The 14,104-nt window shown below is 61.2% G+C and carries 13 protein-coding genes; 4 read left to right on the top strand and 9 right to left on the bottom strand.

Annotated features, from left to right (window positions below):
• Positions 1 to 96: 96 nt before the first annotated feature.
• From corA to NKJ26_RS19175, 5 genes are all read right to left on the bottom strand, one after another.
• Positions 97 to 1,071, bottom strand: coding sequence for a magnesium/cobalt transporter CorA (corA, locus tag NKJ26_RS19195; protein WP_352605207.1), 975 nt, complete (start codon positions 1,069 to 1,071; stop codon positions 97 to 99).
• Positions 1,072 to 1,241: 170 nt separating this feature from the next.
• The gene (gene yddG, locus NKJ26_RS19190) at positions 1,242 to 2,147 is read right to left on the bottom strand and encodes an aromatic amino acid exporter YddG (protein WP_352696527.1); all 906 of its coding nucleotides are present in this window, start codon (positions 2,145 to 2,147) and stop codon (positions 1,242 to 1,244) included.
• Between the two features lie 97 nt (positions 2,148 to 2,244).
• Positions 2,245 to 3,348 (bottom strand): redox-regulated ATPase YchF, encoded by a 1,104-nt coding sequence (gene ychF, locus NKJ26_RS19185; RefSeq protein WP_352605215.1) that lies wholly within the window; start codon positions 3,346 to 3,348, stop codon positions 2,245 to 2,247.
• An 86-nt stretch (positions 3,349 to 3,434) separates the two neighbouring features.
• The gene (gene pth, locus NKJ26_RS19180) at positions 3,435 to 4,163 is read right to left on the bottom strand and encodes an aminoacyl-tRNA hydrolase (protein ID WP_352696526.1); all 729 of its coding nucleotides are present in this window, start codon (positions 4,161 to 4,163) and stop codon (positions 3,435 to 3,437) included.
• A 23-nt stretch (positions 4,164 to 4,186) separates the two neighbouring features.
• Positions 4,187 to 4,831: a 50S ribosomal protein L25/general stress protein Ctc gene (locus tag NKJ26_RS19175; RefSeq protein WP_352696525.1), complete on the bottom strand. Its 645-nt coding sequence runs from the start codon at positions 4,829 to 4,831 to the stop codon at positions 4,187 to 4,189.
• Between the two features lie 391 nt (positions 4,832 to 5,222).
• Here NKJ26_RS19175 and NKJ26_RS19170 point away from each other — a divergent pair, with 391 nt between their 5' ends.
• Both NKJ26_RS19170 and NKJ26_RS19165 read left to right on the top strand, forming a co-directional pair.
• Positions 5,223 to 6,263: a class I SAM-dependent methyltransferase gene (locus NKJ26_RS19170; RefSeq protein ID WP_352696524.1), complete on the top strand. Its 1,041-nt coding sequence runs from the start codon at positions 5,223 to 5,225 to the stop codon at positions 6,261 to 6,263.
• A gap of 282 nt (positions 6,264 to 6,545) precedes the next feature.
• Entirely contained in the window at positions 6,546 to 8,537 is a 1,992-nt protein-coding gene (locus NKJ26_RS19165) for a putative bifunctional diguanylate cyclase/phosphodiesterase (protein WP_352696523.1), read from the top strand.
• 80 nt (positions 8,538 to 8,617) lie between these two features.
• On the opposite strand, the gene NKJ26_RS19160 is transcribed toward NKJ26_RS19165, so the two are convergent.
• On the bottom strand, positions 8,618 to 9,049 hold the full coding sequence (locus NKJ26_RS19160; RefSeq protein ID WP_352696522.1) for a MarR family winged helix-turn-helix transcriptional regulator: 432 nt from the start codon (positions 9,047 to 9,049) through the stop codon (positions 8,618 to 8,620).
• A 150-nt stretch (positions 9,050 to 9,199) separates the two neighbouring features.
• Between NKJ26_RS19160 and NKJ26_RS19155 the strand changes: the two genes are divergently transcribed.
• On the top strand, positions 9,200 to 10,057 hold the full coding sequence (locus NKJ26_RS19155) for an alpha/beta fold hydrolase (protein WP_352696521.1): 858 nt from the start codon (positions 9,200 to 9,202) through the stop codon (positions 10,055 to 10,057).
• Positions 10,058 to 10,132: 75 nt separating this feature from the next.
• Here NKJ26_RS19155 and NKJ26_RS19150 read toward each other — a convergent pair whose 3' ends face one another.
• The gene (locus tag NKJ26_RS19150; protein WP_352605229.1) at positions 10,133 to 11,371 is read right to left on the bottom strand and encodes an MFS transporter; all 1,239 of its coding nucleotides are present in this window, start codon (positions 11,369 to 11,371) and stop codon (positions 10,133 to 10,135) included.
• Positions 11,372 to 11,524: 153 nt separating this feature from the next.
• Between NKJ26_RS19150 and NKJ26_RS19145 the strand changes: the two genes are divergently transcribed.
• Entirely contained in the window at positions 11,525 to 12,415 is an 891-nt protein-coding gene (locus NKJ26_RS19145) for an AraC family transcriptional regulator (protein WP_027024479.1), read from the top strand.
• On the opposite strand, the gene NKJ26_RS19140 is transcribed toward NKJ26_RS19145, so the two are convergent.
• The gene (locus NKJ26_RS19140; protein ID WP_027024480.1) at positions 12,412 to 13,347 is read right to left on the bottom strand and encodes a ribose-phosphate pyrophosphokinase; all 936 of its coding nucleotides are present in this window, start codon (positions 13,345 to 13,347) and stop codon (positions 12,412 to 12,414) included. The two genes, NKJ26_RS19145 and NKJ26_RS19140, sit on opposite strands and share 4 nt — an antisense overlap.
• A gap of 125 nt (positions 13,348 to 13,472) precedes the next feature.
• Positions 13,473 to 14,102, bottom strand: a complete 630-nt coding sequence (locus NKJ26_RS19135; RefSeq protein ID WP_352696520.1) for a hypothetical protein — start codon at positions 14,100 to 14,102, stop codon at positions 13,473 to 13,475.
• Between the last annotated feature and the right edge of the window lie 2 nt (positions 14,103 to 14,104).

Here is a 14,104-nt window from a genome sequence, read left to right as displayed (position 1 = left end):
CCCTATGGATCGGGGTTCCCGGATGCAGGCCGAACAGCCTTTGGTCAAGAGATTTCTATAGCGCCACGCCGTGGCGTCGCGGCCTTGCCGGCCGGATCACAGCCAGCCGCGGCGCCGGAAATACCAGAAGGGCAAGATCGCCGAGAGCACCATCATGGCTATGGCGAAGGGATAGCCCAGCTCCCATTTCAACTCGGGGATGACGTCGAAATTCATGCCGTAGATCGAGGCGACCAGTGTCGGCGGCAGGAAGATGACGGCGGCGACGGAGAAGATCTTGATGATGGCGTTCTGCTCGATCGAGATCATGCCGAGTGTGGCGTCGAGCAGGAAAGAAATCTTCTGCGACAGGAAGGTGGCATGGTCGGCGAGCGACAGCACGTCGCGCGACAGCGTCTTGATGCGCGCCTTGGTGTCCTTGCTCATCTTGGTGCGGGTCGAGGCATGGGCGAAAAAACCAGCGAGGCGCTGCAGCGAAATCAGGCTGTCGCGGATCGACGAGGCGATGTCCTCCTTGCGGCCGATGGCTTTCAGCAATTCCTGGAAATCGCGGTTGCGTTTGGAAACCTTGGTCGAGGTTGCCTGGAAGATATCACGCGAGATCGCCTCGATGTCGCGGCCGGCGCGCTCGAGGATGTCGGCAAGACGGTCGACGATCGCCTCCAAGAGGCCGATCAGGATGGTATCGCCGCTGGTGCAGCCGGTCGCCACTTTCTCGGCACGCAGCGGAAAGGTCTTGAACGCCTTCGGCTCGTGGTAGCGCACGGTGATCAGCCTTGTGCCGGCCAGCACGAAGGTGACCGGCGACATCAGCGGATCGTCGACCTCGGTCTGGGCGGGCAGAGTGGCGGTCATGAAGTAGGCGCCATCCTCGACATAGAGGCGGCTCGAGATCTCGATCTCCTCCATCTCCTCACGCGTTGGAATTGCAACGCCGAGCCAGCTCTCGATGGCGACTTCCTCTTCCCTTGTCGGATTGAGCAGGTCGGCCCAGACAATGGTGTCGCCGTTTGCCAGGAGATCGTCGACGACGCGCAGGCGATCATTGTCCACGACGAAGGCCTTGATCATCGCCGGGTCTCCCTTGCTGGATTAAAGGGTGTGCGTTCGGATCGACGCGTCGTGCCGGATTGCACGGTTCTTCGTCGCGTGCGTCTGCCGCTTAGACTCGCGACGTGACAAAATCAAGACAAGCCCGGACAGGGGTTTGCCGGCCAAGGCGATACCAACATCCGTCAAATCTAGGCGCGCGCTGTTTCCTTCGCAGCGGGTTCTCTTCGCGGCTTGAACACCATGTCCTTGGCTGCGGTCAGCGCGCCGACGGTGATCAGCACGCAAGCGAGCGCGACGGACCAGTGGAAGACGCCAAATCCGGCCAATAGCAGCACGATCACCGAGAACAGCGGCGCGGCATAGGAGAGCGCGCCCAGGATCATGATGTCTCCGTGCTTGCAGCCGTAATCCCATGCGTAGAAGCCTGCACCGAGAGGTATCGCACCCAGAATGACGATGGCGTTCCACTGCGTCAGTGTCTGCGGCCAGACCGTGGTCTCGAGCGCGAGATGGAGGGTGAAGGCAACCGCCGCGGTGATCAGGCAGTACACCGCCACCACGTCGGTCGGCACCTGGCCGAAACGGCGCGACAGGACGGAATAGCCGGACCACACGAATGCGCAGAACAGGGCAATGACGTGGCCCGGCTTCACGCCGTCGGCAAGCCCCACGCTGCCGCCCTTGGTGATCACGACGATGGCACCCGCCAGGCCGAGGATCACACCCGCTATGTGGTAAGGCCTCAGCCGCTCTCCCGGCAGGAAGGCGGCAAAGACGACGATCAGCAATGGCCAGAGATAAGCGATCAGGCTCACCTCGACGGGCGGGGCGGACTGGATGGCAAAAAAGTAGGCGCAGTGATAGATGCACAGCCCTGCCGTGCCGATCGCCCAGACCTGCCATGGCTGGCGCAACGACTTCAGCGCGGACGGGCGGACAACCCAACTGGCCGCTCCGACGGAGCCCCCGAGCAGAAATGTCATTGCCGCCAGCTGAAAGGGCGGGATTGGCCCCGCGGCGGTCGAAAGCAGCGCGAGGAACGACCAGGTCAGAATGGCTGAGAAGCCGACCAGGGTCGGGATTGTTCTTTTCATGCGCGCCCTTTCGTTTTCACCGGGCTAGCAGAAAAGCCGGGCCGGTGCAGTCGCGTACGGCCTCACCCGGCCGGCAATGCAACGCCGTCTCGCCTGTTCAAGTGTTGAACTTGAAGAGCATGATGTCGCCGTCCTGGACGACATATTCCTTGCCTTCGTCGCGCGCCTTGCCGGCTTCCTTGGCCGCCACCTCGCCGCCAAGCGTGACGAAATCATTGTAGGCGATGGTCTGGGCGCGGATGAAGCCGCGTTCGAAATCGGTGTGGATGACGCCGGCGGCTTGCGGGGCCTTGTCGCCCTTGTGGATGGTCCAGGCGCGCGTCTCCTTCGGCCCGACGGTGAAATAGGTGATGAGATGCAAAAGCTCGTAGCCGGCGCGGATCACCTTGTTCAGACCGGGCTCGTCGAGGCCGAGCGAGGACAGGAATTCCATCTCTTCCTCGTCGGAGAGCTGGGCGACTTCGGCCTCGATCGCCGCCGAGATGACGACGGTGCCGGCACCTTGCGCCGCAGCCATCTTTTCCACGGCCCTGGTGTGCTCGTTGCCGGCGGCGGCGTCGGCCTCGGCGACGTTGCAGACATAGAGCACGGGATGCGAGGTCAGAAGGTTGAGCCCTTGCAGGATGCGCAGGTCTTCCGCCGAGATGCCGTTGAGCAGGATGCGGGTCGGCTTGCCCGCCTGTAGAAGCTCGAGTGCTGCCTCCATCATCGGCAGCACGGCCATGGCTTCCTTGTCCTTGCCGGACGCGCGCTTGCGGAATTGCGCGATGCGACGTTCGAGACTCTCGAGATCGGCGAGCATCAGCTCGGTCTCGACGGTCTCGGCGTCGGCGACGGGATCGATGCGGCCCTCGACATGGGTGATGTCGTCATCCTCGAAGCAGCGCAGGACATGGACGATGGCGTCAACCTCGCGGATATTGGCGAGGAACTGGTTGCCCAGCCCTTCGCCCTTGGAGGCGCCGCGCACCAGGCCGGCGATGTCGACAAAGGAGATGCGGGTCGGGATGATCTCCTTCGACTTGCCGATCGCGGCGATCTTTTGCAGGCGCGGATCGGGCACCGCCACCTCGCCGGTGTTCGGTTCGATGGTGCAGAACGGGTAATTGGCGGCCTGTGCCGCCGCCGTCCTGGTCAACGCATTGAAGAGCGTCGACTTGCCGACATTGGGCAAGCCAACGATGCCGCATTTGAAACCCATTTTTTCCGGTCCTATCGGGAAATCGAAATTTGATGAGGGCTATGGGCGATAGGGGCGATCAACGTCAAGCCCTTCGTCCTCCGGGTTCAATCCTTGCCGCCGAACAGTTTCTTCAACATGGCGGCCATCGGCCCGGATTCCGGCAGTTTGGCGGGTGCCTGTTGCGGCCGTGCCTGGCGGACGTGGCTCTGCTGTTTTGGGGCCGGCTGTCTCTGCGCCGGCTTTTCCGGCTCGGCCGCTGCCTTGCCCTGAACGGCGAGCGCGGCCTTGTTCATGAAGCCGGATTCGTCGCCCTTGACGATCATGGCTGCGTTGTCGGCGATCGCGTCCAGCAATGGATCGAGCCATTCGCGGTCGGCCTTGGCGAAATCGCCGAGCACGTGATGCTGGACCATTTCCTTGACGCCAGGGTGGCCAACGCCGATGCGCACGCGGCGATAGGCGTTACCGACATGGCCGTCGATCGAGCGGATGCCGTTATGGCCGCCGGCGCCGCCGCCGGTCTTGATGCGCAGCTTGCCCTCGGCAAGGTCGATCTCGTCGTAGAAAACGGTGAGCGCGGAAAGGTCGAGCTTGTAGAAGCGCAGCGCTTCGCCGACCGACTGGCCGGACAGGTTCATGAAGGTCTGCGGCTTGATCAGGATGATCTTCTCGCCGGCGAGCGTACCCTCGGCGATCAGGCCCTGGAATTTCTTCGACCAGGGCGAAAAAGAATGGCGGCGGGCGATCGCGTCCGCCGCCATGAAGCCGACATTGTGCCGGTTGTTCACGTATTTCGCGCCCGGATTGCCGAGGCCTGCAAAGACAAGCGGCATCGTCAGCTCCGGGCGTGAAAAAGTTACTTCTCTTCGGCGGGGGCGGCGGGAGCCGCCTCAGGTGCAGCCTCGGCCGTCTCTTCCGTCTCCGGCTTCATCGCCGACGAACCGGCGACGGTCGCGATGGTGAAGTCGCGGTCGGAAATGACAGGCTTGACGCCGGCCGGCAGCTTGACCGACGAGATATGGATCGAGTCGCCAATGTCGGCGCCGGTGAGATCGACGGTAATGAATTCCGGGATCGCGTTGGCCGGGCAGTGGAACTCGACTTCGTGACGCACGATGTTGAGCACACCGCCGCGCTTGATGCCGGGCGACTTGTCTTCGTTGATGAAGTGGACAGGCACGTCGACATTCACTTCGGTGTCCTTGCCGATGCGCAGGAAGTCGACATGGACAGGGAAATCCTTGACCGGGTCGAGCTGAAAGTCCTTCGGCAGGACCTGGATCTTATTGCCGTCGACATCGATCGTGGCGATCGTGGTCAGGAACCCGCCGCCATGGATCTTGTAGTAGATATCCTTGTAGGTGAGCGCGATCGCCAGGGGAGGCTGCTTGTCACCGTAGATTACTGCAGGCACTTTACCGTTGCGGCGAACTGCACGGGCGGACCCCTTACCGACCTGTTCGCGTGCTTCGGCCTTGAGCTCGTAAGTGTCGTGGCTCATGGCATTTCCTTTCGGTTTGTTCTGGAGCGCTCACGGTTGGCTAATTGCCTGACCGTAAACGTCGAAAGCCGCCAGACCTGGATGTCCGAAAGCCGGCAGCCGCGTAAAGCGGACCTTTGTTCGGGATCACAAGGGAAGGCAGCCTTCCGCCGCGTTGCCTCCAAGGGTGTCTACGCGGGTGGCGGCTCTATAGCGGAAGGCGGCGGGAGGTGCAAGCCTGAGGCAATCGGCCTGAGGCAATGGGGCAGAACTGTACCTGAAGTTCCGATCCTCAATGTTATTTCCGGGCATTTCGAATGCTGAATCTGGCCCATTAGTTAAACCTTAATTAAAATGTTTAGTATCATTTAAGTGTCTACAGTTGGTGCCGGGACCAAAAAGGGGATGCTGCATGGCGCGAAACGTAGACGCGAAGCTCGACGAGCAGAGCCTGATAACGTCGAAACTGGTTAAGAGGCATCGCGGGACATCGCCCGATATTGTCGATGCGGGCGAACTAAAAGAGCGATCTGCGGAACTCGCACTTGTGTTGGATCTTGCTTACCAGGCGTTCGGGAGGCAGGGACCGGCTGGATTGATAGTCGACCGTTTAGCGGGCCGGCTCCACGAGCTTCGCAGGCATTCCGCCGCCGCGATCTGGCAGCAACTCATTCCCTTGGCCCAGCAGCACCGCATTACAGAGTATCTGATGCAGGATCCGTTCACACGCTGGTCGTTCGAAAAGCCGCGAGGGTATTCGGGCGACGCAAGCCTGCTGGACATTTACTATAAGCACCCAGCCGCAGACCAGGAGGTGGCTTCTTCGACCCCGCTTGGCCGAGAGATTTACGCCTACACCAGCGAGGCCGCGAGTTCCGCGGCTGGACGCGAGCGTCGCGACATCCTCGCCAGAACGGTGGACGAAACAGCCCGCCGTGTCGAGAATGCCGAAGTGCTTGCGATTGCCTGCGGCCATCTTCGCGAAGCGGAACTCTCCGAAGCGCTCGCGGGGGGCAAATTGAAGCGCTGGATCGGATTGGACCAGGATCCGATGAGCGTAGCCATCGTCAACCGCGATCAGGCCGGTACCGCGGTCGAGGCGGTAGATGGCTCCGTGCGTGGCCTTCTCCGCCGCGCCTACAACCTTGGCACGTTTGATCTCGTCTATGCGTCGGGTCTTTACGATTACCTTCCGGCGCCCATTGGGATCCGCCTGTTTCAGCGCGCCATGGAAATGGTCAAGCCCGGTGGTGAATTCCTTTTTGCCAATTTCAGCGATGAGATCACGACGGACGGTTACATGGAAACCTTCATGGATTGGCCGCTGATCTTACGATCGGCTCACGATATGTGGGACATCATCAAAGGAGCGGTCGACATGAATCATGTCGAAGCTGAAGTCTTCTATGGATCAAACCGAAACATCGTGTACGGCAAAGTCCGGAAAGTGTGACCCCTTGGGATTCGGACGTCGATGCCTGCTTAGCGGTGGGTCGACGAAGATATTGCCTGTCGAAGCTCATAGGCCTTCAGGGGAGTCGGACAACGGTCATCATTAAACAGTCAATCATAATTTAGGAAAATTGCGTGTATCGTACAAAACATTCCGTAAGCGCGATGCACTATGGTGCTGATCTTGGGAGGGCTTGGCGCGGCTGCGATGCGGAATTCGGGGCCATCGATTGAAGACGGGGCGGTGAATTCCCGTTTGGCCAGGCGAAACTAGGATCGGTACATGACCGAAACGTTGGCCGATTTGGTTGAGGACGACGTCCTTCAGCAAAGGGTAGAGACATCGTCGGAGGTGCGCAAGCTCTACCGACAGGAAGGTGAGCATGCCCGCAGAAAGGCTGCCCGGCAGGGGCTTTGGCTGGCGGTCGCGGTCTATCTGCAGTTCTCCGTTATCGACATACTGCTGATTCCGGATGTTGCCGCTTACACCATCATCGCGCGCTTCGCGGTCAGCGTGACGGCGCTTGTCGTCGTCGAAATACAAGCTCGCATGAATTTCAGGACGGAATCAGTTGAGCTTGCCTGCGCGGGGGCCTTGGTCTCGGGCTATGTAGGCTGGCTGATTCCGGCAATCATGACGGGATATACCCAGAATTTCTCCTATTTCATGATTTTTGGTGCCATCTTCATGATGGGTGCCAACCTGTTCTTCCGGTTCCAGTTTCTCCTTTCGATTGTGTCGTCCGGCATAGTCCTGATGGCCTTCTTCGTCGCTCTGTATTTGTTTCCAGCGACCAGTTCCTATCAGATCGCAATGGGCACGTTCTACCTTTCGTGTTTCACGTTCACCTCGTACGTTAATTGGAAGCTGAATGAGGAGCGCTACAACGTCTTCCTGAATGCCTTGGAAGCCAGAATTCAGCACAACGAAGCGACCGAACGCGGCAAGGCACTGCTAAGGCTGTCGCGGACCGACCCGCTTACGGGTCTGGAGAATCGGCGGGCGATCGACGAGAAGCTGCGGGACTACTGGAATGACTGGCAACGGGTCGGCACGAGTTTCGTGGCGATCCTCATCGACGTCGACTTCTTTAAAAAGTTCAATGACTGCTACGGGCACCAGGAAGGCGACCGTTGCCTGATCCATGTCGCCAATGCCCTGAGGGATCTGATCAAGGAATACAATGGCACGATCGGCCGTTACGGCGGCGAGGAATTCATTGTCCTGGCCCGCATGGAGAAAAAGGACCAGGTCATAGAGATCGCGGAAGCCATTTGCCGCACCGTGGAGAACCTGGCGCTTACGCACGAGCTGCGGCGGGACGGTACCTCGGTGGTAACAGTGAGCGTTGGCGCGGCATTCACCAGGATGCAGACCGGCGCCAAGCTGGAGAAGATCATCCACGAGGCCGATCGTGCGCTCTATCTGGCAAAAGCCGGTGGCAGAAATTGTGCCCGGCTGTTCGATCCAACCGATCCCCAGAGCAGCGACGAGAGCGAGAACATCGCGGCTTTGCTCAAGATCGCGATCGGCCAGGATCTCGTCTCCTTGGTCTATCAACCTATCCGGGATGTCGCGTCGGGGCGGGTTGAGGCCGTGGAAGCTCTTATGCGCCTCAAGATGCTGGACGGCACATCGGTTCCGCCGAGCCTGTTCATTCCCGTCGCCGAACGAACCGGCGCTATCCTGGAACTCGGGCGCTGGGCGATAAGAACAGTGTGCGCCGAACTCCTGGCGGACGATCATGTCCGTGTTGTCAGCGTCAACGTATCGCCAATTCAGCTCAAGACGCCCGGTTTTGCAACATCAGTTGCGACCATTTTGGGCGAGACCGGCGTCGCCGGCAGCAGGCTGGCCTTGGAAATTACCGAAGGGCTGGAGATGGAGATGCATTCAGATATCCTTCGCTGCATCAGCGACCTGAAGCTGCTGGGGATCAAGATATGGCTCGATGATTTCGGGACGGGCTTCGCGGGCCTGTCGTGGCTCCGTCTGATCGATTTTGATACGGTGAAGATCGACCGCTCGTTTCTTCACGACTGCAATACGTCGAGGGGCGTGGCTATGCTCCAGGACATCATTGCCTTGGTCCGAAATCGTGGTCACAAAATCCTGGTCGAAGGGGTGGAAACCGACGAGCAGATGGATCTTATGCGCGAATTCGGCATTGACAAAGTGCAGGGTTTTCGTGTCGGCCGTCCCGCTCCCGCCGGAAGTTTCCAGGCAAAGCGGGCTGTCCACAAACGCCCATTTGCTGTCCTCAAATCCGCATGACAGTGGCGCCGCGCTAGGCCTTATGGCTTGGCTGCGACGCCGGTTTCAGCCGCTGCATGACCGCCATGCGACTGTTTCGGCTATGATTGGCCGCCGCTCAACGCATTGCGCAACGCCTGGATCTGCCGGTTCAGCGCATCAAGCTGTGCCAGGGTCATTCCCGAGCGTTCGACCAAGGTCTCGTTCAGGCAGTTGCACTGGACGAGGAGCGCACGACCGGCTGCGGTCAGATCGACCTGCACCTGGCGCTCGTCGGTCTGGCTGCGCTGGCGGGTCACCAATCCAGCCTGTTCCATCCGCTTCACCAGCGGCGTTACCGTGCTCGATTCCAAAGCGAGCCGGTGCGCGATCGTGCCGACCGACATGCCGTCAGCCTCCGCAAGCGCGTTGAGCACCAGATATTGCGGGTAGGTTATCCCCATCTGGTCCAGCATGGGCTTGTAGGTGCGGTTGATCGCCATGCTCGTGGCGTAGAGCGTGAAGCAGAGCTGATCGTCCAACGGGAGAGGCACGGCGCATTCCTTGTTGCCGAATGGGCATGCAATTCGATATCACGAAAAATGGTATCGCGATACATATTTCCGTGGACAGCGGTTTCGAGTCGCGCTACTCTTATTGTTATCGCGATATCGTTTATCGCGACACCAATAGAGGAGATTGAGATGACTTCGCAGACCAAGCCCAGTTCCGGCAGCGGTACGATCACCACCAATGACGGAACGCAGATCTATTACAAGGATTGGGGGACCGGTCAGCCGGTCGTCTTCCATCATGGCTGGCCATTGAGCAGCGACGATTGGGACGCCCAGATGCTGTTCTTCCTGGAGAAGGGCTACCGGGTCGTCGCCCATGACCGGCGCGGCCATGGCCGCTCGACCCAGACCGATACCGGCAACGAGATGGACACCTATGCGGCCGACGTAGCGGCGCTTGTCGCGCATCTCGATCTCAAGAACGCCATCCATGTCGGCCATTCCACCGGCGGCGGCGAGGTGGCGCGCTATGTCGCCCAGTACGGTTCCGGCGGCCGTGTCGCCAAGGCTGTGCTGATCGGCGCGGTGCCGCCGATCATGCTCAAGACCGCGGCCAATCCCGGCGGTCTGCCGCTCGAGGTTTTCGACGGTTTCCGCTCCGCCCAGGCGGCCAACCGCGCCCAGTTTTTCCGCGACGTTCCGGCCGGCCCGTTCTATGGCTTCAACCGCCCGGGCGCGGAGGTATCGCAAGGGATCGTCGACAATTGGTGGCGCCAGGGCATGATGGGCGGCACCAAGGCACATTACGACTGCATCAAGGCCTTCTCGGAAACCGACTTCACCGAGGACCTGAAGAAGATCGACGTGCCGGTGCTGGTCATGCACGGTGACGACGACCAGATCGTGCCCATAGCCGACTCGGCGCTGCTGACCATCAAGCTGCTCAAGAAAGGCGAACTCAAGGTCTACAAGGGCTACCCGCATGGCATGGCCACCACCCATGCCGAAATCATCAATGCCGACCTGCTGGCCTTCTTCAAGGCTTAGGAAATTTTCGAACGAAGCAGAAAAAGCACCCGTCGCCAGGTGCTTTTTCTTTGCGCGGATTCAGGTCCACTCGATCTACGCGATCGCCTCCGCCTTTCTGGCTTCCTTCATGTTCGGCAGGAACACGGTCAGCAGGCCGAGCAGCGGCAAATACGAACAGATCTGGAAGACGAAATCGATACCTTTCAGATCGGCGACGACGCCGAGCACGGCAGCCGCAATACCGCCCATGCCGAAGGCGAAGCCGAAGAAAATGCCGGCGATCATGCCGACGCGGCCCGGCACCAGTTCCTGCGCGAAGACGACGATGTTGGAGAAGGCTGACGACAGAATCAGTCCGATCAGTACTGTCAGCACCATGGTCCATTCGAAGTTGGCGTAGGGCAGGGCCAGCGTGAAGGGCAGCACGCCGACGATCGAAAACCAGATCATCGCCTTCTGTCCGTAGCGGTCGCCGAACGGGCCGCCGAGCAATATGCCCAGCGCCGAAGCGCCGAGGAACAGGAACAACATGACCTGCGACATCTGCACCGAAACGCCGAATTTATGCATGGAATAGAAGGTGTAGTAGCTGGCGAGGCTCGAGATGTAGGCGTTCTTGGTCAGCACCAGCAGCGTCAGCACCAGCAATGCGCCCATCACCTTGCGGCGCGGAAAGGGTGAGACGAAGCTGGCCGTCTTGCGATTGGCCTGCGTTGCGCGCAACCGGCTGTACCAGCCACCGACCTGCCACAGGATGACGATGCCGATCAGCGAGCCGACGGCGAACCAGGAAATGCTGGTCTGGCCGAAGGGCACGACGATGAAGGCAGCCAGCAACGGCCCCATGGATTGGCCGAAATTGCCGCCAACCTGGAACAGCGATTGCGCCAGACCGAACCGGCCGCCGGACGCGAAGCGGGCGATGCGCGAGGATTCCGGATGGAAGATTGCCGAGCCGATGCCGATCAGCGAGGCGCCGATCAGAAGCAGCGAATAGTGCCCGGCATAGGCCAGCACGATCAGGCCGATCAGCGAGGATGCCATGCCGTAGGGCAAGGAATAAGGCATGGGCCGCTTGTCCGTGATCATGCCGATCAGCGGCTGCAACAGAGAGGCGGTCACCTGGAAAGTGAAGGTCAACAGGCCGATCTGCCAGAAGTCGAGGCCGTAGTTCTCTTTCAGCAAGGGATAGATGGCCGACAGCAGCGACTGCATGATGTCATTGATGCAATGGCAGAAGCTTACCGCCAGGATGACGGTGAAGGCCGTCGCCTGGGCTGAAGCGTGGCTGGCTGCTGGTGGCGCGACGCTGGTGGCTGTCGTATCGGTCAAGGCAGGCTCCGTAGTCTTTTTGGCGGTTACAACCGCAGGCAAGCTGGCGGACGCTCCGCGGCCGCCTTAAGGGGACGGGTTGCCTTATAGGCTGCTTGCGGGACGACTTCTTTCGTGGTTTGGTCCAATAGTTTCGCAAGTGGGCCATAGCCAATGCCGCACGGCAGGGAAATCTTTCACGCTGGCAACGCCGATCTCGAGCAGTTGCACGAGCGTCGCTGGCAATGGCTGGAGCAAGTGGCCGGGCCGGCGGTGGCGTTGCCGACCGAATATCCCGACGGATACCATGTCCCGCTACACCGCCACAGCCGCAGCCAGTTGCTGCATGCGCTGGTCGGTGTCGTGCTGGTGACGACGCGGCATGGGCGCTGGATGGTGCCGCCCGACCACGCGATGTGGATTCCTGCGGGTACCGAGCATTCCGTCGAGATGCTGGGCGATGTCTCGATGCGCTCGGTCTACGTCATGCCGGGAGCGATCCCCGGGCTGCCGGAAGGGCTGCGCGTGGTCGGCATCACCGACCTGATGCACAGCCTGATCGTGGAATCGGAAAAACTGCCGCAAGGCGGCGTGCTGGAAGGGCGAGGCGGGCTGATCATGAATCTCCTGCTGCACGAAATCCCGACACTGCCGGAGCGGCCGCTCGGCCTGCCTTTCCCGTCCGATCCCAGGCTGGCGGCGCTGTGCCGGCGTTTCGTGGCGGCTCCTTCGCCGCACGCGACGATCGACGAATGGGCGGATGCCGCCGGCATGAGCCGACGCTCCTTCACGCGCGCCTTCCATCGCCAGACCGGATTGTCGCTGTCGACATGGCGCCAGCAAGCGTGCCTGTTCGCGGCGCTGCCGAGGCTCGCTGATGGCGAGCCGATCACGCGGGTGGCGCTCGATCTCGGCTATGACAGCGTGCCGGCCTTCATCACCATGTTCAAGCGCATGTTGGGTGCCTCGCCGCGCGGCTATATGCGCGGCGCGCGCGACAGCGGCGAAGGTGTTCGGCGGTCGGCGCCCGATGCCGGAACCAGATTGCTGCCGTCGAGCGGTTAGTCGAACAGGCTCGACACCGATTCCTCGGTCGCCGTGCGCGAGATCGCTTCGCCCATCAGGTCGGCGATCGAGATGACGCGGATGTTGGGCGCGTCGAGCACGCCTTGCGTCGGCTGGATGGAATCGGTGATCACCAATTCCTGGAGCTTCGAGCTGCTGATGCGGGCCACTGCCCCGCCCGACAAGACGCCGTGCGTGATGTAGGCGGTGACGCTGGTGGCGCCGTTGGCCAGCAGCGCATCGCCGGCATTGCACAGCGTGCCGCCCGAATCGACGATGTCGTCGATCAGCAGGCAATCCTTGCCGGCGACCGCGCCGATGATGTTCATGACTTCCGATTCGCCGGGACGCTCACGCCGCTTGTCGACGATGGCAAGTTGCGCGTCGAAGCGCTTGGCCAGCGCGCGGGCCCGCACCACGCCGCCGATGTCGGGCGATACGACGACGACATTGCCGAGTTGCTTGTACTTCGCCTTCACGTCGCGGGCCATGACCGGCACGGAAAACAGATTGTCGGTCGGGATGTCGAAGAAGCCCTGGATCTGGCCGGCATGCAGGTCGAGCGTCAGAACGCGGTCGACACCGGCGCGGGTGATCATGTTGGCGACCAGCTTGGCCGAGATCGGCGTGCGGCCGGAGGCACGGCGGTCCTGCCTGGCATAGCCGAAATAGGGAATCACCGCCGTGATGCGCTTGGCCGACGAGCGCATGAAGGCGTCGATCATGATGAGCAGTTCCATCAAATGATCGTTGGTCGGAAACGAGGTCGACTGCAGGATGAAGACATCCTCGCCGCGCACGTTTTCCTGGATTTCGACGAAAATCTCTTGGTCGGCAAAGCGCCTGACGCTGGCCTTGCCCAACGGGACGTTGAGATAGCGGGCGACCGCTTCGGCCAGCACCCTGTTGGAATTGCCCGCGAAGAGTTTCATGCACCGTTCCTGGTGGAGGCTTTCACCGGGCTTTTAGCGGTCCGCGCCGGTATTGCAAGCGCCGAGATCGGGAATCCGCCGGCTAATCCTAGGAAAACTTCGCGCCATCGCCAGGCGGCCACACTCTAGCCCGCCTTGCCGCCGAGCCACGCCGCGAACTGGTCGATGGTCTGGTCGGCGATCGCTTGCATGGTGGCCGGCGCCACCGCCTTCCAGCTATCGCCGCCTCCGCTGTCGGCGGAATTGACCGAGGGCGCCTTCTGCTGGCCGTTGATGCGGTGCAGACGGTTGCCAGCAGGGTCGTAGACGTCCCAGACATAGATGATGGTGGTATTCTTGCCTTCCGACATCGCCGAGAAATAGCCCTTGAGCACATGGGTCGGGGTCTGGTCGGCACTGCCGGCTAGCGTGATGCCACGTTGTCTGGCGCGCGTCTGCAATTCCGCCGTCAGCGGTGTGGCGGCTTCCACCGAAGCGCCGACGATCGGCGCGATCTGCAGGCGCGTCCTGGCGAGGATGGCGGCACTCTGGGCGGGCGGGGCCGGGCTTGCCGATGCCGCGGCGGCAGATGCGGCTGGTGATGGCGCCGGCGCGGGAACAACGGCTGCCGTGCCGCCCTGGGCTGCCGGAGCGGGCTGCGACGAGACCGCCGGCGGAGTGATGGCGGAAGGTTCGAGCACGTCCTTTGCATTGGTGCAGGCGGTCAGGGCCGATGCCACAAGCAATGACACGGTCGTCACATGCGATCGTCTCATTT

Source organism: Mesorhizobium sp. M0152 (genome assembly GCF_040322415.1).
Lineage (GTDB): Bacteria > Pseudomonadota > Alphaproteobacteria > Rhizobiales > Rhizobiaceae > Mesorhizobium.
The sequence above is the reverse complement of the archived record's forward strand: the minus strand, read 5'-3'. Positions and strand labels throughout refer to the sequence as shown.

Coding starts and splice junctions, on each gene's coding strand:
- corA (WP_352605207.1), bottom strand. CDS start 1,071: ATGATCAAGGCCTTCGTCGTGGACAATGATCGCCTGCGCGTCGTCGAC.
- yddG (WP_352696527.1), bottom strand. CDS start 2,147: ATGAAAAGAACAATCCCGACCCTGGTCGGCTTCTCAGCCATTCTGACC.
- ychF (WP_352605215.1), bottom strand. CDS start 3,348: ATGGGTTTCAAATGCGGCATCGTTGGCTTGCCCAATGTCGGCAAGTCG.
- pth (WP_352696526.1), bottom strand. CDS start 4,163: ATGCCGCTTGTCTTTGCAGGCCTCGGCAATCCGGGCGCGAAATACGTG.
- NKJ26_RS19175 (WP_352696525.1), bottom strand. CDS start 4,831: ATGAGCCACGACACTTACGAGCTCAAGGCCGAAGCACGCGAACAGGTC.
- NKJ26_RS19170 (WP_352696524.1), top strand. CDS start 5,223: ATGGCGCGAAACGTAGACGCGAAGCTCGACGAGCAGAGCCTGATAACG.
- NKJ26_RS19165 (WP_352696523.1), top strand. CDS start 6,546: ATGACCGAAACGTTGGCCGATTTGGTTGAGGACGACGTCCTTCAGCAA.
- NKJ26_RS19155 (WP_352696521.1), top strand. CDS start 9,200: ATGACTTCGCAGACCAAGCCCAGTTCCGGCAGCGGTACGATCACCACC.
- NKJ26_RS19145 (WP_027024479.1), top strand. CDS start 11,525: ATGCCGCACGGCAGGGAAATCTTTCACGCTGGCAACGCCGATCTCGAG.
- NKJ26_RS19140 (WP_027024480.1), bottom strand. CDS start 13,347: ATGAAACTCTTCGCGGGCAATTCCAACAGGGTGCTGGCCGAAGCGGTC.
- NKJ26_RS19135 (WP_352696520.1), bottom strand. CDS start 14,102: ATGAGACGATCGCATGTGACGACCGTGTCATTGCTTGTGGCATCGGCC.